Origin of the sequence: Natrinema salaciae, assembly GCF_900110865.1 — an archaeon.
Classification (GTDB): domain Archaea; phylum Halobacteriota; class Halobacteria; order Halobacteriales; family Natrialbaceae; genus Natrinema; species Natrinema salaciae.
In genome coordinates, this window is record NZ_FOFD01000002.1 from 137,619 (window position 1) to 161,123 (window position 23,505).

The 23,505-nt window shown below is 63.6% G+C and carries 31 protein-coding genes and 1 pseudogene; 14 read left to right on the top strand and 18 right to left on the bottom strand.

Annotated features, from left to right (window positions below; translation table 11 throughout):
• Positions 1–104: 104 nt before the first annotated feature.
• Positions 105–971: a DMT family transporter gene (locus BMX07_RS05995; protein WP_090615322.1), complete on the top strand. Its 867-nt coding sequence runs from the start codon at positions 105–107 to the stop codon at positions 969–971.
• Between the two features lie 133 nt (positions 972–1,104).
• Here the strand turns inward: BMX07_RS05995 and BMX07_RS06000 are convergent, their stop codons facing one another.
• Both BMX07_RS06000 and BMX07_RS06005 read right to left on the bottom strand, forming a co-directional pair.
• The gene (locus BMX07_RS06000; RefSeq protein ID WP_090615327.1) at positions 1,105–2,262 is read right to left on the bottom strand and encodes a pyridoxal phosphate-dependent aminotransferase; all 1,158 of its coding nucleotides are present in this window, start codon (positions 2,260–2,262) and stop codon (positions 1,105–1,107) included.
• Positions 2,263–2,264: 2 nt separating this feature from the next.
• Entirely contained in the window at positions 2,265–2,750 is a 486-nt protein-coding gene (locus BMX07_RS06005; protein ID WP_090615331.1) for an Lrp/AsnC family transcriptional regulator, read from the bottom strand.
• A gap of 144 nt (positions 2,751–2,894) precedes the next feature.
• Between BMX07_RS06005 and BMX07_RS06010 the strand changes: the two genes are divergently transcribed.
• On the top strand, positions 2,895–3,140 hold the full coding sequence (locus tag BMX07_RS06010; protein ID WP_090615334.1) for a hypothetical protein: 246 nt from the start codon (positions 2,895–2,897) through the stop codon (positions 3,138–3,140).
• Here BMX07_RS06010 and BMX07_RS06015 read toward each other — a convergent pair.
• Complete coding sequence (locus BMX07_RS06015) at positions 3,131–3,754, bottom strand: hypothetical protein (protein WP_090615337.1); 624 nt, start codon at positions 3,752–3,754, stop codon at positions 3,131–3,133. The two genes, BMX07_RS06010 and BMX07_RS06015, sit on opposite strands and share 10 nt — an antisense overlap.
• Before the next feature lie 116 nt (positions 3,755–3,870).
• On the opposite strand from BMX07_RS06015, the gene BMX07_RS06020 reads away from it, so the two are divergent.
• The 3 genes from BMX07_RS06020 (at position 3,871) to BMX07_RS06030 (ending at position 5,693) form a co-directional block, all read left to right on the top strand.
• Positions 3,871–4,092, top strand: a complete 222-nt coding sequence (locus BMX07_RS06020; RefSeq protein WP_090615341.1) for a hypothetical protein — start codon at positions 3,871–3,873, stop codon at positions 4,090–4,092.
• 94 nt (positions 4,093–4,186) lie between these two features.
• Positions 4,187–4,798 (top strand): thioredoxin family protein, encoded by a 612-nt coding sequence (locus BMX07_RS06025; RefSeq protein WP_090617173.1) that lies wholly within the window; start codon positions 4,187–4,189, stop codon positions 4,796–4,798.
• A 106-nt stretch (positions 4,799–4,904) separates the two neighbouring features.
• Entirely contained in the window at positions 4,905–5,693 is a 789-nt protein-coding gene (locus BMX07_RS06030; RefSeq protein ID WP_090615343.1) for an HpcH/HpaI aldolase family protein, read from the top strand.
• A 116-nt stretch (positions 5,694–5,809) separates the two neighbouring features.
• Here BMX07_RS06030 and BMX07_RS06035 read toward each other — a convergent pair whose 3' ends face one another.
• The gene (locus BMX07_RS06035; RefSeq protein WP_090615346.1) at positions 5,810–6,928 is read right to left on the bottom strand and encodes an NADH:flavin oxidoreductase/NADH oxidase; all 1,119 of its coding nucleotides are present in this window, start codon (positions 6,926–6,928) and stop codon (positions 5,810–5,812) included.
• 123 nt (positions 6,929–7,051) lie between these two features.
• Between BMX07_RS06035 and BMX07_RS06040 the strand changes: the two genes are divergently transcribed.
• The 3 genes from BMX07_RS06040 to BMX07_RS25025 all read left to right on the top strand — a co-directional run bounded on the left by BMX07_RS06040 (position 7,052) and on the right by BMX07_RS25025 (position 12,688).
• A complete protein-coding gene (locus BMX07_RS06040; protein WP_090615349.1) occupies positions 7,052–7,891 on the top strand; it encodes a BtpA family protein in 840 nt (279 codons plus the stop codon).
• Between the two features lie 460 nt (positions 7,892–8,351).
• A complete protein-coding gene (locus BMX07_RS23630; RefSeq protein WP_139210825.1) occupies positions 8,352–8,612 on the top strand; it encodes a hypothetical protein in 261 nt (86 codons plus the stop codon).
• The gene (locus BMX07_RS25025) at positions 8,609–12,688 is read left to right on the top strand and encodes a hypothetical protein (RefSeq protein WP_245742061.1); all 4,080 of its coding nucleotides are present in this window, start codon (positions 8,609–8,611) and stop codon (positions 12,686–12,688) included. The genes BMX07_RS23630 and BMX07_RS25025 overlap by 4 nt, the downstream gene beginning before the upstream one ends.
• 474 nt (positions 12,689–13,162) lie before the next feature.
• On the opposite strand, the pseudogene BMX07_RS25030 reads toward BMX07_RS25025, so the two are convergent.
• Positions 13,163–13,543, bottom strand: a pseudogene (locus BMX07_RS25030) (tripartite tricarboxylate transporter permease); the annotation flags it as partial.
• A gap of 56 nt (positions 13,544–13,599) precedes the next feature.
• Between BMX07_RS25030 and BMX07_RS06060 the strand changes: the two are divergent.
• Positions 13,600–14,901 carry a site-specific integrase gene (locus BMX07_RS06060; protein WP_090615355.1) on the top strand — a complete coding sequence of 434 codons (1,302 nt, stop codon included), beginning with the start codon at positions 13,600–13,602 and terminating at the stop codon, positions 14,899–14,901.
• Positions 14,902–14,903: 2 nt separating this feature from the next.
• Here BMX07_RS06060 and BMX07_RS06065 read toward each other — a convergent pair whose 3' ends face one another.
• The 10 genes from BMX07_RS06065 to BMX07_RS06105 are packed head-to-tail and all read right to left on the bottom strand — an operon-like array spanning position 14,904 to position 19,230.
• Positions 14,904–15,110, bottom strand: a complete 207-nt coding sequence (locus BMX07_RS06065) for a hypothetical protein (RefSeq protein WP_090615358.1) — start codon at positions 15,108–15,110, stop codon at positions 14,904–14,906.
• Entirely contained in the window at positions 15,107–15,421 is a 315-nt protein-coding gene (locus BMX07_RS06070) for a hypothetical protein (protein WP_090615362.1), read from the bottom strand. Before BMX07_RS06070 ends, BMX07_RS06065 begins: the two co-directional genes overlap by 4 nt.
• A complete protein-coding gene (locus tag BMX07_RS06075; RefSeq protein ID WP_090615365.1) occupies positions 15,418–16,203 on the bottom strand; it encodes a hypothetical protein in 786 nt (261 codons plus the stop codon). The genes BMX07_RS06070 and BMX07_RS06075 overlap by 4 nt, the downstream gene beginning before the upstream one ends.
• Positions 16,196–16,603, bottom strand: coding sequence for a hypothetical protein (locus tag BMX07_RS06080; protein ID WP_090615369.1), 408 nt, complete (start codon positions 16,601–16,603; stop codon positions 16,196–16,198). Before BMX07_RS06080 ends, BMX07_RS06075 begins: the two co-directional genes overlap by 8 nt.
• Positions 16,600–17,013 (bottom strand): hypothetical protein, encoded by a 414-nt coding sequence (locus tag BMX07_RS06085; RefSeq protein WP_090615372.1) that lies wholly within the window; start codon positions 17,011–17,013, stop codon positions 16,600–16,602. Before BMX07_RS06085 ends, BMX07_RS06080 begins: the two co-directional genes overlap by 4 nt.
• The gene (locus tag BMX07_RS06090) at positions 17,010–17,747 is read right to left on the bottom strand and encodes a hypothetical protein (RefSeq protein WP_139210826.1); all 738 of its coding nucleotides are present in this window, start codon (positions 17,745–17,747) and stop codon (positions 17,010–17,012) included. The genes BMX07_RS06085 and BMX07_RS06090 overlap by 4 nt, the downstream gene beginning before the upstream one ends.
• Positions 17,747–17,893, bottom strand: a complete 147-nt coding sequence (locus BMX07_RS24260) for a hypothetical protein (RefSeq protein WP_175480063.1) — start codon at positions 17,891–17,893, stop codon at positions 17,747–17,749. Before BMX07_RS24260 ends, BMX07_RS06090 begins: the two co-directional genes overlap by 1 nt.
• Positions 17,883–18,206 (bottom strand): hypothetical protein, encoded by a 324-nt coding sequence (locus BMX07_RS06095; RefSeq protein ID WP_090615379.1) that lies wholly within the window; start codon positions 18,204–18,206, stop codon positions 17,883–17,885. The genes BMX07_RS24260 and BMX07_RS06095 overlap by 11 nt, the downstream gene beginning before the upstream one ends.
• Positions 18,203–18,946, bottom strand: a complete 744-nt coding sequence (locus tag BMX07_RS06100; RefSeq protein ID WP_090615382.1) for a hypothetical protein — start codon at positions 18,944–18,946, stop codon at positions 18,203–18,205. Before BMX07_RS06100 ends, BMX07_RS06095 begins: the two co-directional genes overlap by 4 nt.
• Positions 18,943–19,230 (bottom strand): hypothetical protein, encoded by a 288-nt coding sequence (locus tag BMX07_RS06105; protein WP_090615387.1) that lies wholly within the window; start codon positions 19,228–19,230, stop codon positions 18,943–18,945. Before BMX07_RS06105 ends, BMX07_RS06100 begins: the two co-directional genes overlap by 4 nt.
• Before the next feature lie 619 nt (positions 19,231–19,849).
• Here BMX07_RS06105 and BMX07_RS06115 point away from each other — a divergent pair.
• The 3 genes from BMX07_RS06115 to BMX07_RS23640 all read left to right on the top strand — a co-directional run bounded on the left by BMX07_RS06115 (position 19,850) and on the right by BMX07_RS23640 (position 21,266).
• Positions 19,850–20,041 (top strand): plasmid mobilization protein, encoded by a 192-nt coding sequence (locus BMX07_RS06115; protein ID WP_090617178.1) that lies wholly within the window; start codon positions 19,850–19,852, stop codon positions 20,039–20,041.
• Between the two features lie 167 nt (positions 20,042–20,208).
• A complete protein-coding gene (locus BMX07_RS23635; RefSeq protein ID WP_139210827.1) occupies positions 20,209–20,709 on the top strand; it encodes a hypothetical protein in 501 nt (166 codons plus the stop codon).
• 8 nt (positions 20,710–20,717) lie between these two features.
• Positions 20,718–21,266 (top strand): hypothetical protein, encoded by a 549-nt coding sequence (locus BMX07_RS23640; protein WP_139210828.1) that lies wholly within the window; start codon positions 20,718–20,720, stop codon positions 21,264–21,266.
• Positions 21,267–21,303: 37 nt separating this feature from the next.
• On the opposite strand, the gene BMX07_RS06120 is transcribed toward BMX07_RS23640, so the two are convergent.
• On the bottom strand, positions 21,304–22,380 hold the full coding sequence (locus BMX07_RS06120) for a Cdc6/Cdc18 family protein (protein WP_090615393.1): 1,077 nt from the start codon (positions 22,378–22,380) through the stop codon (positions 21,304–21,306).
• A 152-nt stretch (positions 22,381–22,532) separates the two neighbouring features.
• Between BMX07_RS06120 and BMX07_RS25425 the strand changes: the two genes are divergently transcribed.
• Both BMX07_RS25425 and BMX07_RS06130 read left to right on the top strand, forming a co-directional pair.
• Positions 22,533–22,667, top strand: coding sequence for a hypothetical protein (locus BMX07_RS25425; RefSeq protein WP_281246938.1), 135 nt, complete (start codon positions 22,533–22,535; stop codon positions 22,665–22,667).
• Positions 22,664–23,056, top strand: coding sequence for a type II toxin-antitoxin system VapC family toxin (locus BMX07_RS06130; RefSeq protein ID WP_090615399.1), 393 nt, complete (start codon positions 22,664–22,666; stop codon positions 23,054–23,056). The genes BMX07_RS25425 and BMX07_RS06130 overlap by 4 nt, the downstream gene beginning before the upstream one ends.
• Here BMX07_RS06130 and BMX07_RS06135 read toward each other — a convergent pair whose 3' ends face one another.
• Positions 23,057–23,251, bottom strand: a complete 195-nt coding sequence (locus BMX07_RS06135) for a hypothetical protein (protein WP_090615403.1) — start codon at positions 23,249–23,251, stop codon at positions 23,057–23,059.
• Entirely contained in the window at positions 23,244–23,420 is a 177-nt protein-coding gene (locus BMX07_RS24265) for a hypothetical protein (protein WP_175480056.1), read from the bottom strand. The genes BMX07_RS06135 and BMX07_RS24265 overlap by 8 nt, the downstream gene beginning before the upstream one ends.
• Positions 23,421–23,505: the final 85 nt, after the last annotated feature.

Consider the following 23,505-nt stretch of genomic DNA (forward strand, 5'->3'; position numbering starts at 1 on the left):
GGAAAACTGTTCGTGATCGCGACGCGCCGGGTCGGTGACTGCGGTCCGCGAGACGGACGCACTCGAGACGACCGTTTTTTGCCCCATCCCGTCAGCGTCTGTCTATGGACGACGAAACGATCGGGATCGGCCTCGTCCTCACCTCCGCGATCGGCTTCGGCACGCTGGGGATCTTCGGCGTCATCGCCGCCGAGGAGGGGCTCTCGATCCCGACGGTGCTCGCGCTTCGGTTCGCCATCGCGGCGGTCGTCGTCTGGGCCGTGCTCTGGCTCCGCGGCCGGTTTCGGCTCCCCAGCCGTCGGGTAATGGCGATCGCGTTCGCGCTCGGGGCGGGGGGCTACGCGGCCCAGAGCGGGCTCTACTTCGTCGGTCTCGAGTTCATGTCCGCCGGCATGGTCGCGATCGTTCTCTACACGTATCCGGCGTTCGTCGTCTGTCTCGTCGCGATCGGACATCCCGACCGGGTGACCGCGATCCTCCTGGGCGCGCTCGGGCTGTCGATCGGCGGCGTCGCACTCATCACCGGGGTCGACCCGGCGGGGGTCGACCCGCGGGGCGTCGTCGTGGTCCTCGGTGCGGCGTTCGCGTACTCGCTGTACATCGTGGTGAGCCAGCGGGCGCTCACGTCGGTCGACGCCGAGACGCTGACCGCGTTCGTCCTGCCCGCGGCGGCCGCGAGCTTCGTCGTCTTCGGCCTCGGCACGGAGACGCTCTCGATGCCGAGCAGCGCCGCCGGCTGGGGCGTCACTCTCGCGATCGCGACCGTCGCGACGGTGATTCCCGTGCTCGCGTTCTTCGCCGGAATCGCCAGGATCGGTGCGAGCCGGGCGAGCATCATCAGTACCGCCGAACCGGGTGTTACCGTCGCTCTCGGCGCGCTCGTGCTGGGAGAGACCGTTACGGCGGTGACGATCGTCGGTGGGGTCCTCGTCGTCGCAGGCGTGATCCTCATCCAGCGCGAAGAGACGTGACCGACTCGTCCCCGCTATTCGGGGCGATCCTGCAAACGTCGCCCGTCGCCGAGCGAACGCGTCGCGTTCGATCGGTACCGCTGGTGTGCAGTTCCGGTCAAAACCGATCGCCCGTTCGAAAGCGCGACGCGACTCAGGCGTGGTCCGCGACGAACGCCTCGATCCGGTTGAGTGCTCTGCGGAGGTCCTCGAGCCCGGTCGCGTAGGAGACCCGCAGGTGGCCCTCGCCGACGTCGCCGAAGACGTCGCCGGGAACGACCGCGACGCCCTGTTCGCGCAGAACTGCCTCGGCGAACTCCTCCGCCGTGAAGCCCTCGGGAACTTCGGGGAAGCAGTAGAACGCGCCCTTCGCCTCGAAGACGTCCATCCCGATCTCGCGGAATCGCGAGAGGACGAACCGCCGCCGGCGGTCGTACTGGTCGACCATCTCCCGGACGTCGTTCGCACAGGAATCCAGGGCCTCGATCGCAGCGTACTGCGCCGTCGTCGGGGCCGAGAGCATCGTGTACTGGTGGATCTTGTTCATCGCACCGATGGCGTCGGCCGGCCCGAGCGCGTACCCCAGCCGGAGGCCGGTCATCGCGTGGGCCTTCGAGAACCCGTTGAAGACGACGGTGCGCTCGCGCATCCCCTCGAGGCTGGCGATCGACGTGTGCTCGCCGTCGTAGGTCAACTCGGCGTAGATCTCGTCCGAGAAGACCGTCAGGTCGTGCTCGCGGGCGAACTCCGCGACCGGCTCGAGATCGGCCGCGGGCATGATCGCTCCCGTCGGGTTGTTGGGGTAACAGAGGACGAGCACGTCCGCCTCGGCCGCGCCGGCCTCCTCGAGGCCCTCGACGGTCAGCCGGAAGTCGTCCTCCTTCGTGGTCGGAACCGGGAGCACCTCGCCGCCGGCGAAGATCACGCCGGGCTCGTAGGAGATGTACGACGGCTGGGCGATCGCGACCGTGTCGCCGGGGTCGACGAACGCCCGGAACGCCAGATCGACAGCCTCGCTCGCGCCCGCCGTGACGATGATCTCCTCGTCCGGACCGTAGCCCAGATCGAACCGGTCGGCGACGTAGTCGGCGATCGCCTCGCGGAGTTCGCGCTTGCCACGGTTCGCGGTGTAGGAGGTCTTCCCCTGCTCGAGCGAGGCGATCGCGGCGTCGCGGGCGGCCCACGGCGTCGCGAAGTCGGGTTCGCCCACGCCCAGCGAGATGACCTCGTCGCGCTCCTCGGCGATCTCGAAGAAGCGCCGAATCCCCGACGGCGGGACCGCCTGCACGCGGTCTGACAGTTCGAACGTCATGGTCAGGGTGAGAACGAGAGGCGGTCGTCGCCCTCGCCGTCGCCGAGTTCGATCCCGTTTTCCTTGTAGGAGGTCATCACGTAGTGGGTGACCGTCTGGGTAATCTCGGGAACGGGAGCGACCTTCTCGCTGATGAACTGCGAGACCTCGCGGATGGAGTCGCCCTCGACTTCCATATCGAAGTCGTAGTCGCCGCTGATAAGCCGCAGGGCTTTCACCTGCGGGAACCGGGCGAGGCGCTCCGCGATGTCGTCGTACCCCGTCTCGCGGTCGAGCGTGACGTTCAACTCGACCTCGGCTCGGACGCGCTCGTCCGCCAGCTTGTCCCAGTCGACGACCGCCTGGTAGCCCCGGAGGACGCCTGCCGCCTCGAGCTCCTCGATGGTCGCCTCGACCTCGTCTTCCTCGAGGTCGGTCATTCGCGCGATATCGGCCGTGGAGTACCGCGCGTTCTCACGAAGCAACTCGAGCACCTCGCGTTCGCTCATACCGCTTGGAAGCGCGAGCGCGAGTAAAGTTCTAACGTTGTTCGGCTGGCGACCGCGAGGGGACAGACGCCGCCGTCGCCGAACGGACGGATACCGGACGCGGGCCGGCGAGTTGCTCGGAGCGGACGGTCCGTCGGCTACGCCGTGGGGTGTACAAGCCGGCGAGGAAGACGAGACGACACACGATGCATCGACGCGGAGAGCGATCCGCCGGCCGCGTGGGCCGACCGCGACGCGTCCGTCGCCCTCTGGGAGCCGTTCGAGACGGTCGGGGCGGTGTTCCGTGAAACCGCGCGGGACGACGCGCTCGCGGCGATTCACGCGACCCTGCTGGTCGGCTGCGGGGGAGAGCTCGGCGAGAGGCGCTGCCCCGGCTGGTGTCAGCGATAGTTCTTGAACAACAGCGCCCGCACGTCGTCTTTCGTCTGGACCTGTTCCGTCGAGCCGTCCGGGAGTTCGACGGTGTATCGGTAGTCTGCCGAGTCCGATTCACCCCACTTGTCGTCGTGGGTCTCGAGCAGACTCATCATCTCGTCGAGCATATCGTCGTCGTCGGCCGAGCCGTCGCCCTCGTCGGTCGTGTCGTCGGCCCCGTCCTCACCCTCGTCGCCGTCGTCGGCCGCGTCCGCCTCGGTCGCCGCGTCGTCCCCGCTCGAGCCACCGGACTCCCCCTCGTCCGGGACGGAATCGGCGTCGTCGGTCGTCTCGTCCAGAACGTCGTCGGTCCCCGTGGGCTCGCCCTCGACGTAGGAGACTTCCTCGAGTTCGTGCGGGTCGGCGTCGCCGTCGATCGCGGCACCCACCGAGGCGGAGACGTCGTCGGTCGCCGAGGAGTCGAACTCGTCGGCGTCGATCTCGATCTCCTCGTCCAGATTGTCGATCAGGAACTGAACGGCGTCCCGCTCGCGGACGAAGCCGTACTTGCCAACGACGGATTCGGAGATCTCCTCGCGAAGGTGCTGGATGAACGCGTACTGTTCGTCGGTGACCTCGAGCGTCTTCATACCCTGTCGATGCGGCCGGGGGTACAAATATGTAAGTCGTCACGATCGGTCGACAGTCAGTCTCGGGACGGGGAGCGCTGGAATTAAGGGGGTCGAACGACGGGTTCCGAACGATCATGGACGAGTTGCTCGAACTCGCTGACGTCGTCGGCGATTCGGAGCTCGAGGGGGTCTTCGTGTGGCTCATCCGACTGATCGGCGTGCTCGCCGTCCTCCTGGGTCTCGGAAGCTGGTTGCTGGTCGACGTGGGAGTGGTCCTCCCGCTGGCGCTGATCGTCGGCGGGCTCGTACTGATTATCGCCCCCTGGATTCTCCTCTTCGTCGCGGAGCTGGCCTGAGAGGCCGGCGATCGCTCGCCGCCGGCCCTCCGATTCGAACGGACCGACCGCCTCGAGCGTGACGATTAAGGCCGAACGAGCCGAATCCTCGAACATGGTTCTCAAAGAGTCCGAGTCGGAACTCGAGGCCGGCGACGTCGCACCGGATTTCGAACTCGAGGGCGTCGACGGCGAGACGTACACGCTCGCGTCTTTCGGCGACGACGAGGCGCTGTTGGTCGTGTTCACGTGCAATCACTGCCCGTACGCACAGGCGAAGTTCGAGCTACTGAACGAGCTGGCCGACGAGTACGACGACGTCTCGGTCGTCGGCATCAACGCCAACGACGCCGCGGAGTACCCCGACGATTCGTTCGAGAAGATGCGGGAGTTCGTCGCGGACGGACGCGTCGACTACGACGCCTACCTCCGAGACGAGAGCCAGGACGTCGCTCGTGCCTACGGCGCGGTCTGCACGCCGGACCCGTTCCTCTTCGAGAACAGCGCAGCGCCACGCGCCGCGGAGAGTCCAGCGGCTACGCCGCGAGACGACGACGGTGAGTTCCGTCTGGTCTACCACGGTCGGCTCGACGACGCTCCCAACCCCGACGACGAACCGAGTCGGGTCCACATCCGCGACGCGATCGACGCCGTACTGGCCGGCGAAGCCGTCGATCTCGAGTGGGAGCCGTCCCGCGGCTGTTCGATCAAGTGGCGAGCGGAGTAGTCGACCACCCACAGTCGTCCCCCGCCGCGGGGGCGGCGGTTCTCGAACCGGACCGGCATCGTTCGACCCCAGGCTTTAGTCACGAGCCGGTGTTGTCGAAACCGCTATGAGCCAGCAGCCGCGCGGAAACGCGCTCCGCGAGACGCTCGAGGCCGGCGAGGTCGCGCTCGGCGTCCTCGAGAACACGTACAGTCCGACGGTCGTCGAACTCTACGCGACGCTCGGCGTCGACTTCGTCTGGATCGATCTCGAACACGGCGGGCCGAGCCCGCGGGACGCGAGGCGACTCGAAGAACTCCTGCGAGCGGTCGATGGCACCGACACGGAGCTGCTGGTGCGCCTCCCGGACACCGATCCGTCGCTGGTCCGGAAGGCCCTCGACGCCGGCGTTCGGAACGTGTTCCTCCCGCGTGTCGACAGCGCCGAGGAGCTCGAGGCGGCGGTCCGGGCCGGACGGTTCGAGTACGCGGGCGAGCCCGGCCAACGCGGCATGGCGTCCCCGCGAGCGGGCCGCTGGGGACTGACCGACGACTACGTGGGCACCGAAGACGAGTCCGTCGTCGTCGGCGTCACCGTCGAGACCCGGTCGGCGCTCGACGAACTCGACGACATCCTCGAGATACCCGAACTCGGGTTCGTCTTCATCGGTCCGCTGGATCTCTCGGTCTCGCTGGGCCATCCGGGCGAATTCGGCCACCCGGAGGTCGAGGAGGCCGTCGAGACGATCCGGTCGGCCGCCGTCGACGCGGACGTTCCGGTCGGCGGGCTGGGATTCGGAATGGACGACGTCAACGAGAAGGCGCGGAACGGCTATCAGCTGCTCAACATCGGCACGACGACCGGCGCGTTGCAGTCTTCGGTCACCGGCTGGCTGGACGACTCCGACGAGATCTAGCCGGCCGCGTTCTCTCGTAGCGACCCGGGCAGGGCAGCAGTGGCGGATTTGTCGCTCGGACCCGCGTTCGCCGCTCGCGTCGAGTCCGCCGTCGAGACGGACGGCGGGGACGGCGCTTACCGCTGGGCTGCGCGCCGGTACTGGACGGGCCACTGCCGCGCGACCGCGTCGGGATCGCGCTCGAGGTCGCCGGACGCCCGGAGCCCGAAGTACGGATCGCGGAGGAACTCGCGACCGACGAGGACGAGGTCGGCGCGGCCGTTCCGAACCAGCGCGTCGGCCTGTTCCGGTTCGGTGACGCCGCCGACCGCACCGACGGCCACGTCGGCCGCCTCGCGAACGCGCTCGGCGAGGGGCACCTGGAAGTTCGGCCCCCCGGGGACCGCCTGCTCGGGGTGGAGCCCGCCCGAACTGACGTCGATCAGGTCGACGCCCAGATCGGCGAGGTGGTCGGCCAGCCGCACCGACTGCTCGATGTCCCACGACTCGCGGTCGTCGAGCCAGTCCGTGCCGGAGATGCGGACGAACACCGGCTGGTCGTCGGGCCAGACCTCGCGGACCGCGTGGACCACCTCGCGGACCAGCCGCGTGCGATCCTCGAAGCTGCCGCCGTAGTCGTCCTCGCGGCGGTTCGTGACCGGCGAGAGGAACTCGTGGAGCAGGTAGCCGTGGGCCGCGTGGACCTCGGCGATCTCGAAGCCGGCCTCGAGCGACCGCTCGGCTGCGGCGCGGTAGGCGTCGACGACGCCTCGGATGTCGTCCACGTCGGCCTTCCGCATCGCGGGGCGGTCGCCGGCGAACGGCGGATAGGCGTCGGGCGATGGAGAGAGCACCTCCCAGCCGGACGCACCGCTGGGACCGGTCCCGTCCGGCTGAATCGGGACGTGGCCCTCCCACGGCCGTTCCTTGCTGGCCTTGTGACCCGCGTGGGCGAGCTGGATCGCGGGGACGCCGCCCTGGTCGCGGACGAACTCGGCGATCGGCTCGAGTGCGGCCGCGTGTTCGTCGCTCCAGATTCCGAGGTCGTGGGGTGTGATCCGCCCCTCGGGGGAGACGGCGGTCGCCTCGGTCATGACGATGCCGGCACCGCCGACGGCCCGGCTCCCGAGGTGGACGCGGTGCCACTCGGTGGCGAGCCCGTCCGGCTCGCAGGAGTACTGGCACATCGGCGAGACGGCGATCCGGTTCTCGGTCTCGAGATCGCGCAACGACAACGGAGAGAGTACGTCGGCCATCGCACCGATGTAGCGACGGCGGAGACAAAACAGCCGTGGAGGGGGAGGGCATTGCCGCCTCGTCCGATCGCGCTCCCGGACCGTTCCACGACAACTTATTTCGGTTCCGAACCCAACGCCGGTATGACCGCGAGGACAGCCACGCTCGAGCGGTTCGACGTCGACCGGCCGGTCGTCGGCATGGTTCACCTGCCGGCGCTCCCCGGCGCACCGAATTTCGAGGGCGGCCGCGACGCCGTCCGATCCCGCGCGCTCGATGACGCCCGCCGACTCGAGGCGGGCGGGATCGACGGGATCATCGTGGAGAACTTCGGCGACGCGCCGTTCTACCCGGAGGACGTCCCGACACACGTCGTCGCGGAGCTGACGGCGATCGCGACGGCGCTGACCGACGCCGTCGACGTCCCGGTCGGGATCAACGTCCTCCGGAACGACGCCGCCGCGGCGCTGTCGATCGCGGCGGCCGCCGACGCCGAATTCGTCCGCGTCAACGTCCACGTCGGCACCGCCGCGACCGATCAGGGAGTGCTCGAGGGGCGCGCCCACGAGACGCTCCGGCTCCGAGACCGACTCGAGACCGACGTTGCAATCCTCGCGGACGTGCACGTCAAACACGCGACGCCGATCGGCGACTCGGATATCGAACGGGCGGCACTCGAGGCGATCGAGCGCGGGAACGCTGACGGCGTCATCGTTTCTGGGCCCGGGACGGGCGTCGAAACCGCGATCACCGACGTCGAGCGAGTGAACGGAGCGCTTTCCGACCGAACCGGACCTGCCGTGCCGGTGTTCGTCGGCAGCGGGGTGACCGGCGACACGGTCGGCGACTGTTTCGACGCGGGTGCGGACGGCGTCATCGTCGGGACGGCACTCAAGACGGACGATGTCACGACGAACCCCGTTTCCCAAGCGCGTGTCGCGGACCTCGTAACGGCGGCTCGAGACGCGGATTCGAACGATTAAACGAGGAGACCGCCCGAGACACAGGGTCGGCTATCGAAATCCGGTATTCCGTACCGCCGCTTTCTAGCTCGGCTTCTGTAGTCAGTCGGACGTGCCTTCGATACGCGACCCCGTATTATGGACTGGTACCCGGTGGCGCTCTCCTCGAGTGTATTATCGCAACGGTAATTGATCACCGGTCGAACGTCGGGAACCGTCTTCCACCGTCCTGCGCTCCTCGGTTCCGTCGAGACAGGGCTTGTCTCTCGTCCTGCTCTTTTCCCATGTATCAGAATTCATCAAACACCATCTATTAGTAAACATTTAAGTAATATATACTAATATGTGCATATCGTGGGGAGAAATAATAATGTTCAAAAATAGGTGCAGTTTCATTAGATCAACATTTTCAGTTCCGGGACTCGGTTTGACTTCGTTCGGTTCTGCGCAGCAAAATAGCGGCCAGTTATTTGAGATATCAATGTCGGGTGACATCAGTCACGCGGAGAGGAATTTCGACGACGAAGATTTGTTTCCCGAAAATGAGATCGTTCCGTCGCTCAATCGGTACGCCTTGGATCTTGATCGCGAGGAATTCACTGCTCCCAGCAATGAACCGACGGGTGCATATTCACACGCAGTGAATTATTTCGACGGCGTCGTTGGACGAATACACGAGAGCTACGTTAGCGCGATCGGGACGGGAACGACGAACGTCGACGCGGGTGAGAAGGCTCCATGAAGCGACGCGACATCCTCGCCGGGTTGGGCGCGATCCCAGCGCTCCATCCTGCGACGACCGGCGTGGCCGCGAAACCGAAGGACAAGCGTGGCAAGCGTGGCAAGGAGGCTCCAGTCGAGAACGTCGACACTGGCGACACCTACGACTCGATACAGGTCGCGGTCGACGAGGCCGGCGAGGGACACACGATCCGGGTGGCAGTAGGGACGGTATTCGACGAAGACGTCGCGATCGACACGGACGGGATCTCGCTGGAAGCCAGGTTCGACACCCGCCTGCAACTCGACGAGGACGCGGAGACCGTCGTCCGCAGGGAGACGGGGCGGTCGACGGCAACGGTCGACGACGACGCAGCCAACCTGTTGCTCACGACACGGGGCAAGGCTCGCCCGACGGTCACGGGCTCCTTCGAGACCGTCGTCGTGGACGCGCGCGGGACCTCGCAGCCGGAGATCGAGGCGGACGTCGACGCACTCTACGTCACTTGGAACGGCAACGCTGCGCCCGCAATCGAGGGGAACGTCGCGAACCTCGTCGTGGGGAACCGCGGGAAGCGGGACCTGTACGGGAGCGGTACCGTCGGATCGCGATCGACGGTTCCGGACTTCAACCTGCAGCCGACGATCCGTGGAACGGTCGAGATCGACGGGGAGGACGTGACCGTCGACGGCTTCGACGTAGAGACCGAGACCGTCGGGATCGACGTCGGAACGGGGTCCGCGAGGACTGTTCGGCTGTCCAACAACACCGTGTCCGGCGTCCAGGAACTCGAGCGAGACGACGGCGTCGTCCAGGCGGGCGCGGGGATCCGAATTCGAGTGGGATCCGACGCCGAAGCGGTCGCCATCGGCGGCGTGGACGACGAGAACGTCCTCAAGGACAACTACGTGGGCGTCCTCGTCGACGAGGCTGACGGCTCGACCGCGGTGGTCGACGCGAGCGAGGTCCGGGCCAACAACCGGTTCCGGAACAACAAACTCGCCGTCGCGCCGCCGTCACCTGACGCCGACGAGGCTCGCGTGGAGATCTCAGACGGACTTCCCAGAGAGGTGTCCTCTGCCGAACTGGATCCGGACGACCCGGTCGTCGCCGACCTCGAGGGCGCACGGATCGACGGGGACGCAACGCTGCGAATGGAGTCCCTCTCGGTCAAGCGAGCGACGGCGGGCACGGTCGATTTCACGTTCGATCCGGACGTGACGCTCGACGATCCGCAGTTCCCCGACGCGTACGCCCCCGTCGCCGACGGCCTCTTCGAGATCCAGACCGACCTCGGCTCGGACGAGGTCGACCTCGCCCGGTTCGTGTTCGCCGTGGATCGAGACGCCGTCGAGGACCCCGAGAGCGTCACGCTCCAGCGTCGCGTCGACGGCACGTTCGAGGAACTCAGGACCGTTCTGGTGAGCGAGACGGACGCGACGTGCCACTACGCGGCGTTTTCCCCCGGGTTCTCGTTCTTCCAGGTCACCGAGTTCGACGAGAGCGGCGTCGGCGGTGCGGGCCGCGAGATAGCGGGGCGCGTCCTGCTCCCCGAGACGGCGCAGACGGTCGGTGCCGACGGCGTGGGCGAGACGTTCCTCCGGATCGAGACCTCCAGGGACGTCGACGCGCTCGAGTTCGAGTCCGCCCACCCGGCCGTGTCGATCGACGACGAGATCACCGTCGATCTTCGCTCCGACGAGCCGGTAGACCTCCCGATGGTGTCCGGTGACCTCTTCACGATCACGAACGCGGGGTCCGAGTCGGTCACGGTCCGAACGACGGTCGGCTTGTCGAACGTCGACGCGTACACCCTCTCCGAGGGATTCGATTTCGACAACGGCCTCTCCAATCCGATCGGGATGACGACGTCGCAGCGCGGGGTCCGCTTGGACCAGCGCGTGCTCAACGCCGAACAGCAGGTCTTCGCCGGCGTACAAATCGACTCGACCGATCCGGAGACCCAGTTCTGGTTCCAGATGCTGCTCCCGACCTTGATCAAGAGCAGCGGCGAACTGTACGACGCGACCCGCTACAACGACAACACCGAGGGGGGTACACTGCCGGCCGAGTGTGCGAACGAGGAGTCCCCGGTCCTCTATCCGCTGGCGTACGGCTACAACGATCCCAGTTTCTGGGAGTTTCTCCCCTGGGTCGGCGACGGCGTCCCCGACTGGATCCCGTCGGACGTGGACAGCGACACCAGGGTGTTCCGGATTCCGGCCACGCTCGCGGCCCACTGGCACGACGAGGCGTCGTCCGGGCTCGAGGGGTATGCCACCGTTGTCATCGACGGCAACGCGGGTCCGGAGGGGGAACTCGTCGGCATCTACGACAAGCGGGGCGAAGAGCCCGAACTGTGGGAGCCGCCAGTCGCCAGCGTCTACCACGATAGCGACCTGGAGGACGGGACGGTCCAAGAGGAGATGGATCTGATCGTCACGTCGGCCAGCGACTGCGACCCGGAGACAATGTTCAACTTGGTCTCGATGGACCAGATCTACAGCGACATCGGCGAGATCGTCCTCGACGTCGAACTCACCGGTGACCTGCGAGAGATCGCTGGCCAGAGCCAGTTCACGCACTCCCGATCGTTCCAGACGCTGGGGGACACCACGGAGGAGGTCGTCGAGAAGCTCCTCGAAGAGACCTTCCAGAAGTTTGCCAGCGGCGTCATCGGAGCCGCGCTGCCCGGACCGGTCATGACGTATCGAGCCGCGCGCGCCCTGGCGGCCGGGTCGGCGGCCGGCGGAAGCGTCGGCGTCGAACTCGCAGGAATCTGGGCAGGTGCCAACGTGCTCACCCCGAATCAAGCGTTGACGCCCCAGTCGCTGTTCGCCAACGCGCTCGCGGAGGGCATGGTCGGGTACAGCACGTCGACAGAGATCGACCTCTCCAGGCCGCTCGAAAAGGGCCCCAGCCGCGACGTCGGCGCAGCCGGGCCGAGCTTCTACCTCTCGACCGACCCGGAGCCGGCCTGTCTCCAGGCGGACCGGCGGACGCTCACGGTCGAGGGGCAACTGACCGGCGGCCCGGTCATCCTCATGGGCCTCGACTCCGAGGAAGTGCCCGGCGACAGTAGCCACGGACCGCCGTCGGAGCACGCGAAGATGGTGGCGTCGATCCGTGACAGCGTCACCAACGGCGGCGAGGGAATCCTCGTCCTCGGCGGCGATCCCGACAGCAATCGTGACATCCGCTCGTACTGGGAGACGGACATCGGGAGCGATCCGCGGGTCGACGAGGACGTGACGTTCGTCAACGGTCCGGCGGACATCCGGTCGGTCGACCTCGAGGGGTACGCGATGATCGGGATCGTCAGCAGCGACGGTGAGATCCGGAACGGCCTGACGGACAGCGAGAACCAGGCGCTCATCGCTCGGCAACACGACATCGCGGAGTTCGTCAACGGCGGCGGCGGACTCCTCGGCAAGACCCAGGAGGACCTCCGGAACCCCTGGGACTACATCAGTGAGATCGCCGACCTCGAGGCCATCGAGACCGGGTTCTCCTCCGTGGACGTCACGCAGGCGGGCCAGGACCTCGGACTCACGCAGAGCGGCATGAACGGGTGGTGCTGTTATCACGAGGCGTTCGTCGAGGACTCCGTTCCGGACTTCCTCACCGTCCTGATTCGGAACGCCCAGCGGTCGGACAGACCGCCGGCCGCGATCGGCGGCGACAGCGTCGTCATCCAGACGGCGGTCGACCTCGAAGTCACGACACCCGGCGTCGTCGCGGCCGGCGAGTTCGACGACCTCGAAGTCCGGCTCGCGAACAGGCTGAACGAGCAGGGCGAAGACGTTCGACTCCAGCTCCAGGTCACAAATGAAGCTGGGCTCAGCGAGGGCGATGCGGAGCTCGGTGGCGACCGAACCCTCGAGCCGTCCGGCGACGCCCTGACTGCCGACCTCACGGACGAGCCGATCGCGTTCACGCCGGATCTGGACACCACGATCGACCTCGGCCTCGCGTTCCACGAGGCCGGCACCTACGACGTCCAGGTCCACGTGGTCACCGCCGAGACCGGCGAAACGGTTGTTTCGCTCCCCTTCGGCGTCAAAAGCGTCGACTCGGAGATCGAGGTCTGCGATTGACGGTCTCGGCGCTCCGTGCTGCGCTCGGGAGCGGCGCTCGTCACGCTGATTGTACTTCGTGTGCACCCGACCGTCCTCGTAGAAGTACTCCGTCGTCGTCTGCTCGTACTCGCACGTGACGTAAGCGGCGTCGGTTCCGAGGACCGTCGCCTCGTGGCCGACAAACAGCGTTCCGTTGACCCTGCCCACATCCGAGGAGGTGAACTGTTCGGAATGGCCGTGCTCGAATGGCGGCTCCGTTGACGGCGCGTCCAGTGGAAAGAGAAACAGCGCCCGCTCCCCTATCTCCGGGCGAGCGCGGCCTGCGCTAGTCGGTGATCGAGGACGCCGCACCCTCCACTTACCGCGACCTCGAGATTCGCGGTCGGTGGACGTGGCACGCCCCCGACGACGATGACGAACACAACTCCGATCAATCCAGCGAGGACGACCCCTGCAGGCAAGATCGGCAACTCGAGGGGCATCTCCGCACGATTAGAGACCGACCAGTAGCGGTCCGATCAGGACGCCCATCAGGTGGACACGACGACACCCCAGTCGAATCGGAACCATGCCCACGACGGTCGCCGCGACGAAGATTGCGATGCCCGTGACGCCGGTAAACAGGTACGCGAGCGCGAGGAGCACGGCGAGAACACTACTCGAAAGTTTCCAGTACGAGAGCCGACCGACCGCCTCGAGATAGATATCCCCGAGGGTAATCACGAGGACGAACGCGATCAGCCCCGCGAGGACGACACCAGACAGCAGGATCGGCACCTCGAGCGGTGCGGCGGTGCGGTCGAACGCGACCAACACACCGGTTCTGGGTTGTCCGATCGCGACCAGCGCGAAGAGCGCGAAGACCGTGTTTGCATGGTTGCGTAGAGGCCAAACACTATGTCTGATTGGTTGAATGTCATGGTAAGACGATGGCCCGAACCCCTCGCGATCGGCTGAACCACGAGAAGGACACAGTCGAGGAGCTGGCCGACGTCGGCGAGCTCTCGATCGAGACACGTGACGCGCTCCTCGAGTGGGCCGACGCCCTCGACAGTCGAACGACGCGCCGGAAGTACCTCGACGACCGCGGCCGAGAGAAGACCCTCGAACCACGGTCGATCGAGAACTACCTCCAGGCGCTGCGACTCTGTGAGGAGCGCGGCCTCGATCTGCTCGAGTGTTCGGCTGAGGAGTTCAACGACTTCATCGACCGACAACACGACGATCGAGGGCTGTCGAAGGTCACACTCATGCGGTACCAGTCCGCTGCCCAGACCTTCTACCGCTACTACGACGACCTCGGTATCGATCCCGACGACATCCACGTCTACGCTGAGCGCTCCGAGCCCCGGCACGACGATCGCGACATGTTCACCGACGAGGACGTCGACGCCCTTCGCGAAGCCTGTGACCGACCCCGCGATCGTGCCTTCCTCGAGATGCTCATCTACACCGGCCAGCGCCTCACCGCGATCCGGACGCTCCGGATCAAGGATATCGATCTCGACCAAGGTGTTTTCTACCTCAACGACGAGGCTGATGGGCTGAAGGGGGCGGCCGACCGTGGCCGAAAGCGGCCGCTGTTCGGTGCTCGAAAGTACGTCCGCGACTGGCTGCAGTACCACCCACGGAAGGACGAACCCGACGCCCCGCTGTTCGTCGGCGATCCGAATCACTGGAAGACGAATCTCGACGAACCGTGGAGCGAGCCCGGCGTCCGAAAGCACCTCAAGCGCATCGGCGAACGCGCTGGCGTCGACAAGCCGGTCAACCCCCACAACTTCCGGCACTACTTCGTGACCGTCATGAAGCGGGAGTACTCGATGGATACCGACACGCTCCGGGCGCTGCTCGGTGTCACCGAGGACAGCAACATCCTCCATACGACCTACTCCCACGTCACGAACGACGACTACGTCCGGAAGGCTGAGGAACAACTCGGGTACCGCGAGGAAGAGGCCTCGAGCCCGATGACACCCGATGCCTGCCCGACCTGCGGCGAACTCCTCCAGGACCACTGGCGACAGTGTCCGTCCTGTGGTGAGGTGTTCGGCCCCGAACTCGAGCAGCTGGCTGACGAAACCGACACGGCGACCGACGATGCGCTCGACCAGGTCCTCGGTGGCAGTGAACCCCTCTCGAACGAGGAGCGTGAGGCCTTCCGGACCGTTCTCGACGCTATCGGCGACCCGGTTGCGCTGGCCGACGAGATCGAGGGAAGCGGGGATTGATGTCATCGGTTCCCTCCAGTTAGCTTCGGTAGCGTCTCGAGTCCTGCTTCCTCGCAGTCTTCCGGATCGGGATCCTCGCCGTCGGCGACCGCGAGTGTGATGCGCGCGAGTGCACCGACGCGATCATCACGCTTGGCCAGCTCCTCTGCTCCTTCACGAATTTCGTTATCGTCTCGGATCGAGTCGAACGGCGTCTTGGTCGTGCTCATAGTTCGCTCGCCTGGAATCGGATGTACTGCTGTTCGTCTCGCGGACGATCCTCCAGCGGGATGCAGGTCACGAGCCGGCCGTTGGGCTCGGCCAGCAGGAGCATCCCCGTTACCTCGTGATAGCGAGTGCACTCCGCAGGCGGCTTCGCGCTGGGATAGTCGATCGTGATCGCCTCGAGCCACGCGATCTTCGGGTTCAGCTGCGGGCGGTCTGATCGCTCGGCCCATCGCGATGGGAAGTGCTCGTCGACGACGATCTCCTCGTAGCGCGGCGTCGCCGTTACGTCGACGTTGGTCTCGACGACGCTCATGGGTATGTCACCCCGACTGCGATCAGACCGATCGTGACGAGCCCGATCACGACGACAAGCAGCCCTCCGATGCGAGGATCGATGCTGGCCCGCTCGCGGTCTCGCCACACTTCGCGAACGCGCTTGTAGAACCCGAGATCGAAGACGATCGTCCGGGCCCGGTTGCGGTGGACGCCGAGTTCCTCGGCGAGGCTGCCGATCTCGATCCCGCCGCTGGTCAGCTCGTCGACAAGGTCTTCGGTCACCCCATCAGGGAGCTCGACGCTGTCGTTATCGTCATCTTCGTCGACGGTGATCTCCTCCTGGACGTCGTCGCCGTCCAGCACCTCGTTGACCGTCTCGAGGTACTCGGTACTGGGACCAGGCGCATCGTCCGCGGCCGCCTCCTCGAGGACATCTGCTGGCTCTGCCTCTGACACAGAGTCGCTGGTGGAGTTGTCCTCGGCGGAGGTGCCGCTCTCGTCTTCGACACGATCGTCGTCGACGGGCTCAAACCGCTCGAGATCGCCCCGCTTCTGGCCGCCGGGGTGCTTCCGGAGCTCGAGATCAGCGTCGCCTTCGATCGCGGTGACCGAGAACGTCGAGCTGTAGCCGCCCTCGACGATGACCACTCGGGTCGCCCAGGTCTCGCCGGTCGCACCGTCCCACTCGACGTGATCAACGTCGACGACTTCGTAGGGGTTCGCCCACTCGTAGTCGTCGACCGCGAGGTGGACCTCGTCGTCTTCGTCGACGGCGAAGATGCCCTCGAGGACATCGAAACTGGTGGCCGCCTCAGACATCTTTCTCACCACACTCGCGTGTGAAACCGTCTGTCTCTGGCCCAAGAACGGACGTTTTCCCGGATCCTGTATCGGTGACCATCCGAATGTCGCTGTTCTCCGCGACCCGGTGGAGCACGCTGGCTCGCCACGCGTTGCCGATCGCTGCTCGCAGCGCTGCCTTAGCCTGCGGGTTGTCGACGTCGTCTTGGAGCGACTCGAGCTCGGAACAGACATCGTCGATCTTTTCGACGATCTCGCGCTCACCGACCAGCAGGCCGCCGTCCGGGGCCTCGGTGATCGTCACGCGGCGCTCGATCGTGCTCGAGTCGCCGTCGACGGGCACACCGCAGAAGGGACAGAAGTCCCCCGACGCGGTGAACTCCTTGTGGCAGTCGTCGCAGATCTGCTCGTAGCTCACGCCACCTCACCTCGGTTGTGGTCGATCTCGTCACGAGCGTGGACCTCGTCGCAGACGCCGCACGAGATCCCGTCGACACCGCGTTCGTTGTTGATCGCCGAGTGCCCGCACGGGAGCAGCCCGTCGCGATCCTTACCCTCGAGGACATCGTGGATCTGTTCGTAGGCGTCGAGGTCGGTCTTCCAGAGGTTCCGCGGTTTCTTCCACTTCGACTGCGTCACCTCGTCGACGAACGTGACGATCTGCTTGTTCTCGAGACCAGTCAGCTGGTTCGCGAGCTCGTCCGGAATGATCTCGGCGGTCCAGTGCTCGCCGGGCTCGGGGAGCTCCGCGAGTAGGGTGGCGTTCCGGCGGATGAACGGGAGCTGGTCCTTCGGCGTGTTGCCGCGGGGGACGCCGCCGGCGCTCATGCAGTCTCACCGCCGTTGATCGCGGCCTCGGGTTCGGCGCTCTCGCCGGCCCGCTCCCGTTTTTTCGTCGCGATGAGCTTGTTGCACTTCCCGACGAGGATCTGCCGGGTGATTTCGTGCTCTTCGTGCTCAATTCGGACGATCTCTCGAAGCCGGTCGATTTCGGCTCGTGACAGAAGCCCATGCCACGAGATGAGGTCCTCGTTGTCGACCGCACGGGTGATCGCCTTCTGGACGTCGTCCTTGCTGGCGCCGTCGAGCTTCCGCCCTTGGTGGACAAGGTTGTCCCGGCTGCCCCAGCGGGAGTCCGCCCCCGCGGAGTACTCGTGGACGTTCTCGAGTACCCACTCGTAGATGTCGACCTCGCCACCATCGGCTCGAAGCTCGCTCGCTGGCGCGAACCCACCGCCGTCTGGAACGGTCTCGTCATCCTCGTCTTCGGCCTCGAGGCGAGCGATGCAGTCGTCGCAGGTGTGCGCCCTGTCGAGCCGCCGCGGGTCGTGGCGGATGTTGGCGACCGGCGTCTCGAAGATTTCGCCGCAGGCGCTGACGTGCTGGCTCCCCTCGAAGTACATCGAGGCGTGCCAGTCGCCGTGGAGGTCCTCCACCCAGCAGACGATGCCCGCGTCGGCGTCGAAGTGTTCCGATGGGAGTCCGAGGCGGTCCTCGAGGTCGTCCATCTTGCACTGCTGGCAGAGGTAGTTGTGGTTGCCGCAAGTCGGGCACAACGACATCAGGCCTCACCTCGCATCGCACGGACCTCGTCGACGCGTTCCTGTGCGTCCTGGAGGGACTCGCTCACGTCGTCTAGATCGGCGTCGCCGGCGATCGCTGAGGCAAGGGCGGTGTCGAGCGTTGCGCGAAACTCCTCAGCGGACATCACGACCACCTCGATCCATCTGCTCGACGCGAAGACCGACGTACGGTGCGACGGCTTCGATGAACTCACGGAGACTCTCGTCGTCCCAGTCGATCACCGCACGGCCATCGTAGCCGTGCTGCTCGAAGTCAACCGATGCTTCGACCATCCCCGGGAACGCACGGGCGTCGAACTCGACACTGGGGTTGTGGTCGTACTCGACATTTCGCTCGAGCGTAACGTCCCCACCACTTCCTGCAATCTTCAGGAACGCACGCTCGATCTCGAGCGGATCGTCGAACAGGTCCGCGCCGTCGTGTGGGGCTCGCTTCATGCTTCCGCCCCGCTATCTTCGAGCGTCGATTGTTCGGCTGCCTGGTCCTCTTCGACCTCGGCGTCGTCAGCAAACGTCGCGATCGGCACGATCTCCTCATGGATGAAGCGCCCGAGCAGCTCGGGTTTCATCTCGTCGGGCTCCCAGATCGCGAGGTAGCCGCTCGCGTAGATGACCAGCCGGATGTGGACGTCGTTCCAGAACGTGGTCAGTGCGACGCCGACGTCGGCGTCGGTGGCCTTTGACTTGAGTGCTCCGTGTCCCCACTCGATCGTGGTGTCGTTGAGGTTGGACTCGTACGTGGTCATCTCGACAGACCACTCCCGGTCCGCGTCGCGCTGGTTGCGGACGAACTGCCACGGCTTCAGCCGGACCGGTGCGATCTCGGGCCCGGCGAACCGCGAGAAGTCGTTGAACGGCCAGTCAGGCTCGTGCTCGAGGTCGCTCGTGTGCGTACACTCAGCGAGAATCCAGCCCTCGCCGTCGACGTCAGCGACCCACTCGCTCGCGACGCGGCGCTTGACGTTGCGGGTCTCGGTCTCGATCTCGTGATCGTCCAGGAGGACACGCTCCTCTTCTTGAGGCACCTCTCCGGCGACCATCCCCGACTGGATCGTCAGGTCGTCGTCTAGGTAGGTCTGGGTCTCTTCGACCTCGAGGGCGCGCCCGGTCTGGTCGTGGTGGTTCTCGAGCGGGTCGGTGGCGGCCTCGGCGAGCAGGGCGAACTGTCCGGCGATCATCGCGCATCCTCCTCGCTGACCGCCCAGCGGCTGGTGATCCACGCATCGTCCTCGTCCTCGCGTTCGATGCAGTAGCGGCCGGTCGGCGTCAGCGTCCCGACGGGACGGGATCGCCGGTCGGTCCGGACGTTTTTTTCGGCCTTGTCGAAGCGCCAAGCGATATCCTCGCGGGCAGCGCGCCGGGCCGTGTGCTTGAGAGCCGCCGAATCGCGTGGGACACGACTGTCGATGTTGGTACTGTTCGATTCGTCAGCGTTATCGGTATCGTTGGTGTCTGTGGACATGGTTGCAGGTAGCCGGGGCGGATTCCTGCCCCGGCGTTGGTGTCTGTGACCCGCGGACAGCCGGGGCGCGAAAGTTGGTACCTTGGCGCGCTCCGGCGGTGGCCGCGAGTGTCTGGTTCTGCTGTTGGTCCTGATACGCACTAAAAGTGACCCGCGTCATTTCGAAATAACGCGAACGCGGTAATCGGCTGCTATCGGGGTTGGTTACCGCTGTTACCACCGATTTACAATATCCGCGTAGTGTGTCGTGGATCATGCGTACCTTGACCTTTCGTCGAGTCGGGCGCTGGGAACGCCCGGCTCACTGCGGTTTGGTTGGCAAACTATGCTTAGAGACCATTCACTTCGACAGTGTAGGACTCAGGCGCTTCCCACTCACCGTCATCTTCTGCGTGAAAGCGAGCGACAAGAGCCTCGCGCACGTACCGACTGCGGTTGGAGTCAGCTTCCTCTACCCGTTCCTCAAGATCTTCTAACATTTCGTCGGGCATGCTGAATGTCGGGTGCGCCATGGTACTACCATAGTAGTTTCCCACCATAATAGTATCGAACCCGACTGCCTTAGAATGGTACTATAGAATGGTACATTCTTATGGTGGTAGAGTGGAATGGTGGTACCATGACGAGCAAGCGCGACAAGCAGATCTCCACCTATGTTACTGAGGAGGAGAAACAGGACATTCGTGTGCTCGCGGCAAAACAGGGATATTCTGGAGTTTCTGACTGGCTTCGGGAACTTGCGCTTGAAGAACTTGAGGAGGCACAGGAAGAGGGAAACTTGACTAAAGCAGTTGCTTCGACAGCTAACTGACCTATATTTCCAACTCTGTTGTTTATTCTTGCGAATAGTGATTTATATTCTCCAAATAGCCTTATTCTCCATCGCAGGAATTAGTTCCATACAGCAAATCACATACTTCTAACCAATGGTAATATCTATTACTGGTGGCGGAGAAGATTACTGTGAGGGGGAGATAAATGGTTCTGAAAGCGGTCATCACAGCCATTATTCACTATCTGGATATTCTTGCGTATTTGGTAGTGCTATTACTTTACTCCCACTACTACCATCAAATTAAGACTGTTACAGTGAATGTTGAGACATTTCTTGGAACCGTTGAAGGGGGAATGACCGCAACAAGTATCCTCATCCCAACAACAGTTATCGGCGTCGGACTCGGCGATTCGTCAGCAAACCTTACGCCAGCAGTCCCGGACCTAACAATCGCGACAGCATGGTTTGTTCTTTCACTTATCATTGCTACTGTTTCCCTCGGATATGTCGCACCAAATATCGAAACGCGGGGACTCGTATATTGCACTACTGAGGAAGACAAAGAATACCCTTCGCCAGATGGTATTTCTACTGTCGAAATCGACGAATGGGTATTAAAATTAGTGTACCATCTTGGTTTTATGCAATTTGCTGCTATCCTTTTCGGCGGAATTCGGATCATGTCTGCACTTACCAAATTATAAGAAAAACAATGAATCCAATACACATCACCGAACAACCACACGAACAGGTAAATGGCCAAGTATACGATTACCTTGTGGAATCCAATCAAGAAACAATCGAAAATCGGCTAATTGATGGAGAATCATTTGATGATATTGTTGCTGCAGTGACCGTATTGAGTGTGTCACGAACACAAGCACGAGGTGAAGAATTTGTGTATGAAGAGGATGTTGAGTGGGCTCTGCAGACCCTCCGATTCAAGTTCCCGTTTCCGATTCCTTTCCTACCGCCAGACAGGAGCAAATACCTTACTCAGAGAGCGCGTGAGAGTCTATTTGACGGACTCAGCGAACAAGACTCAGATATACCGGCAGCCATACCCGCGACTTTGTTTGAGGATGATTCACCATCTTTATTAAACTTATTAGTCCCTTACAGCCCGCCAGAATATGATGATGAAACAACTGAACCCCTACTAGTTACTATTGATCGGCTCATTGAAAGTCTCGGTGAAGAGGAGGCACTGCAGTATCTTGACGATCTCAATCCGTCTACACCACTTATGCAAGTCTGTTAATTCCACCTCGTTTTTATTTTGAAATCCGGAAATAGATTTATTCGGAAGAGATCTCTGCAGTCTCTCGTAGATCGAATTCAACAGGGGCTTCTAATTCCGGATCTACAGCCTCGTAGACCTTCGCGTTCGTATCCCCCGGCATCTTGATCAAATCGTAGTCGTCCATCTTACTCAGATAGTCCCACGCGCGCCGCCACGTCACGGAATCGTGCCCGCGGCCTTCGAAGATCGCATCTTTGTGCTCGCGGTAGGTCGTCTTCATCTCTCCACCGGAAACCGGCCCGATCGCCCGCACAATCTCATAGAGGCGCTGATGAGGTAGCGGCAGTGATCGGAGGTTCGCCTTCCGGATCTTCTGCATGGCATGCTCGAACGAATCGGCGACGTCATCATTGTAGAAGTAATCGTGGTTGCGCTCACGCGCCAGCTCCGCAGCGGAGAGTACGGACTTGATCGCCCACCGCGCAACGCCGCCGGTCTCGTCAGCGATCCGCTCAAGCTGTCCCGGCTGGGTCGGGTCGCCTGTCAATCCATGCTCGACGCGGGGCTCAAGGATATCGACCAGCTCCTGGACGCCGTACTTGTCGAACTCGATCTGGCTGTCGCCATGAAAGTGAACCCGGAGATCGCGGTCGACGCGGTTGAGCCATTCCGTATTCGAGTGTGTGATTGCGATCACCGAGATGAGGTCGACTGAGAACAGATCCTTGAGAACCTCGAGATCAGGGATGACATCAGCCTCGTCGAGCACGATGATCAACGGCTCGGTGACGATCTTCTCGAGCGTCGCGACGAGTTCCACCCGCGGCTGGTTTCGGTGGACGACCGTCCCCTTGGGATACTTTTCGATCGCCTCGTGGAGGATTTCGTTGCCCGTCTTGCCCGAACATTCGATCAACGCCGAACTGACCTCGGCTCGCTGGCGGAGATCGCGCAGCATTCGACGGGCAGTCGCGGTCTTCCCCACGCCCGAGGGACCGTGTATCAGGACATCATCTGCCCGATGGCCGACCGTTGCGGGTTTGAGCAACCGCGAGAGGGCGTTGAGCTCTTCGTGGCGATGGAGGATATCGGTCGGATATGCGTCGTCGAAGACCCACCGAGATTCAATCATACCTGACTATTTCTATTGGTGTCATAAAAGTCGTAACGGGCGGCGTTTCGAAATGAGCCAGTCGCGATATCGATGTCCCCGGTACATTTACCACCATGTGCCGGTACCTTTCTACCAACAGAATCATGCCTGTAGCCATCGACCCATCCGATATGGACGAGGAAACCTCGCCTGCGAACGGTGACGACGATGTTCCACTAGGGACGTTTCTGTCGCAGGCCTTCGATGACGTTGACATCGAAATCGATTCCGTTGAGGATGTCCGAGAGATCCGCGAAGACGTATGAGGCTGTTCGTCGATACGAATATTTTCGTCGCTGCGACACTCAATGAATCGGAACGCGGCGATATCGCAACCGAGTTTCTGGACGTAGATCGCGAGCTGTCGACGACGATGTTCAACCTGATGGAGTTTCGAACCGTACTGGCGAAGAAAAAGCAACTTGACCAAGATCGGGTTGAACAGCTCCTCGAAAATCTCTGGGACCGAGTGACAGTCTACCGGCCAGACTCCAATGACCTACTCACATCCTACTCGGTTCAAGAGCGAACGCTGCTGTATCCAATGGACTGTGTCATTCTCACAACAGCAGAAGAAACGAACGGTGTCCTAGTGACCTTCGATTCGGAGCTGATTGAGAACGGGGCCGTCTCGCCAGAAGAGTTTTTGGATTGATTACTCGCCAGTCGCGACGCTGTTGGCACACTCAAGGTTGACATCCTCAACAGGCTCGCGACCGACCGGCACCCACTCGCCGGCCATCTGCCGGTAGTCGATCCTGATGTGGCCACCATCGGTCGCAGGTTCGAAGACGTACTCCCGAAGGACGCCGTCGACGCCGCGGAATGTGAATGCGAAGCCGTCAGGCATCGTCACCCGCGAGGTGCTCAGCGATCGCCCGGCAGCGCTCGGCAACCTTCTCCTCTGTGAGTGGCCGCTCGAAGGTGAGCGTCATCTTGGTCTCGTCACCGCTGGCCGCCATCACGCGGTCACCTCCTCCCAGATGCCAGCTCGTGCAGCGGCCTCGGAATGGACTCAAACCTGAAGCTATGGTATTTTGCTACCGGAAAAGGGCATCTCCCGAGTGAAACTCGGTTGATGGCCTCCAAGGGTTCTAACTTGGT

Excerpts from the sequence above, each read along its gene's own strand:
- BMX07_RS05995 (WP_090615322.1), top strand. The coding sequence starts at position 105 with ATGGACGACGAAACGATCGGGATCGGCCTCGTCCTCACCTCCGCGATC.
- BMX07_RS06000 (WP_090615327.1), bottom strand. The coding sequence starts at position 2,262 with ATGACGTTCGAACTGTCAGACCGCGTGCAGGCGGTCCCGCCGTCGGGG.
- BMX07_RS06005 (WP_090615331.1), bottom strand. The coding sequence starts at position 2,750 with ATGAGCGAACGCGAGGTGCTCGAGTTGCTTCGTGAGAACGCGCGGTAC.
- BMX07_RS06015 (WP_090615337.1), bottom strand. The coding sequence starts at position 3,754 with ATGAAGACGCTCGAGGTCACCGACGAACAGTACGCGTTCATCCAGCAC.
- BMX07_RS06020 (WP_090615341.1), top strand. The coding sequence starts at position 3,871 with ATGGACGAGTTGCTCGAACTCGCTGACGTCGTCGGCGATTCGGAGCTC.
- BMX07_RS06025 (WP_090617173.1), top strand. The coding sequence starts at position 4,187 with ATGGTTCTCAAAGAGTCCGAGTCGGAACTCGAGGCCGGCGACGTCGCA.
- BMX07_RS06030 (WP_090615343.1), top strand. The coding sequence starts at position 4,905 with ATGAGCCAGCAGCCGCGCGGAAACGCGCTCCGCGAGACGCTCGAGGCC.
- BMX07_RS06035 (WP_090615346.1), bottom strand. The coding sequence starts at position 6,928 with ATGGCCGACGTACTCTCTCCGTTGTCGTTGCGCGATCTCGAGACCGAG.
- BMX07_RS06040 (WP_090615349.1), top strand. The coding sequence starts at position 7,052 with ATGACCGCGAGGACAGCCACGCTCGAGCGGTTCGACGTCGACCGGCCG.
- BMX07_RS23630 (WP_139210825.1), top strand. The coding sequence starts at position 8,352 with ATGTCGGGTGACATCAGTCACGCGGAGAGGAATTTCGACGACGAAGAT.
- BMX07_RS25025 (WP_245742061.1), top strand. The coding sequence starts at position 8,609 with ATGAAGCGACGCGACATCCTCGCCGGGTTGGGCGCGATCCCAGCGCTC.
- BMX07_RS06060 (WP_090615355.1), top strand. The coding sequence starts at position 13,600 with ATGGCCCGAACCCCTCGCGATCGGCTGAACCACGAGAAGGACACAGTC.
- BMX07_RS06065 (WP_090615358.1), bottom strand. The coding sequence starts at position 15,110 with ATGAGCACGACCAAGACGCCGTTCGACTCGATCCGAGACGATAACGAA.
- BMX07_RS06070 (WP_090615362.1), bottom strand. The coding sequence starts at position 15,421 with ATGAGCGTCGTCGAGACCAACGTCGACGTAACGGCGACGCCGCGCTAC.
- BMX07_RS06075 (WP_090615365.1), bottom strand. The coding sequence starts at position 16,203 with ATGTCTGAGGCGGCCACCAGTTTCGATGTCCTCGAGGGCATCTTCGCC.
- BMX07_RS06085 (WP_090615372.1), bottom strand. The coding sequence starts at position 17,013 with ATGAGCGCCGGCGGCGTCCCCCGCGGCAACACGCCGAAGGACCAGCTC.
- BMX07_RS06090 (WP_139210826.1), bottom strand. The coding sequence starts at position 17,747 with ATGTCGTTGTGCCCGACTTGCGGCAACCACAACTACCTCTGCCAGCAG.
- BMX07_RS24260 (WP_175480063.1), bottom strand. The coding sequence starts at position 17,893 with ATGTCCGCTGAGGAGTTTCGCGCAACGCTCGACACCGCCCTTGCCTCA.
- BMX07_RS06095 (WP_090615379.1), bottom strand. The coding sequence starts at position 18,206 with ATGAAGCGAGCCCCACACGACGGCGCGGACCTGTTCGACGATCCGCTC.
- BMX07_RS06100 (WP_090615382.1), bottom strand. The coding sequence starts at position 18,946 with ATGATCGCCGGACAGTTCGCCCTGCTCGCCGAGGCCGCCACCGACCCG.
- BMX07_RS06105 (WP_090615387.1), bottom strand. The coding sequence starts at position 19,230 with ATGTCCACAGACACCAACGATACCGATAACGCTGACGAATCGAACAGT.
- BMX07_RS06115 (WP_090617178.1), top strand. The coding sequence starts at position 19,850 with ATGACGAGCAAGCGCGACAAGCAGATCTCCACCTATGTTACTGAGGAG.
- BMX07_RS23635 (WP_139210827.1), top strand. The coding sequence starts at position 20,209 with ATGGTTCTGAAAGCGGTCATCACAGCCATTATTCACTATCTGGATATT.
- BMX07_RS23640 (WP_139210828.1), top strand. The coding sequence starts at position 20,718 with ATGAATCCAATACACATCACCGAACAACCACACGAACAGGTAAATGGC.
- BMX07_RS06120 (WP_090615393.1), bottom strand. The coding sequence starts at position 22,380 with ATGATTGAATCTCGGTGGGTCTTCGACGACGCATATCCGACCGATATC.
- BMX07_RS25425 (WP_281246938.1), top strand. The coding sequence starts at position 22,533 with ATGGACGAGGAAACCTCGCCTGCGAACGGTGACGACGATGTTCCACTA.
- BMX07_RS06130 (WP_090615399.1), top strand. The coding sequence starts at position 22,664 with ATGAGGCTGTTCGTCGATACGAATATTTTCGTCGCTGCGACACTCAAT.
- BMX07_RS06135 (WP_090615403.1), bottom strand. The coding sequence starts at position 23,251 with ATGCCTGACGGCTTCGCATTCACATTCCGCGGCGTCGACGGCGTCCTT.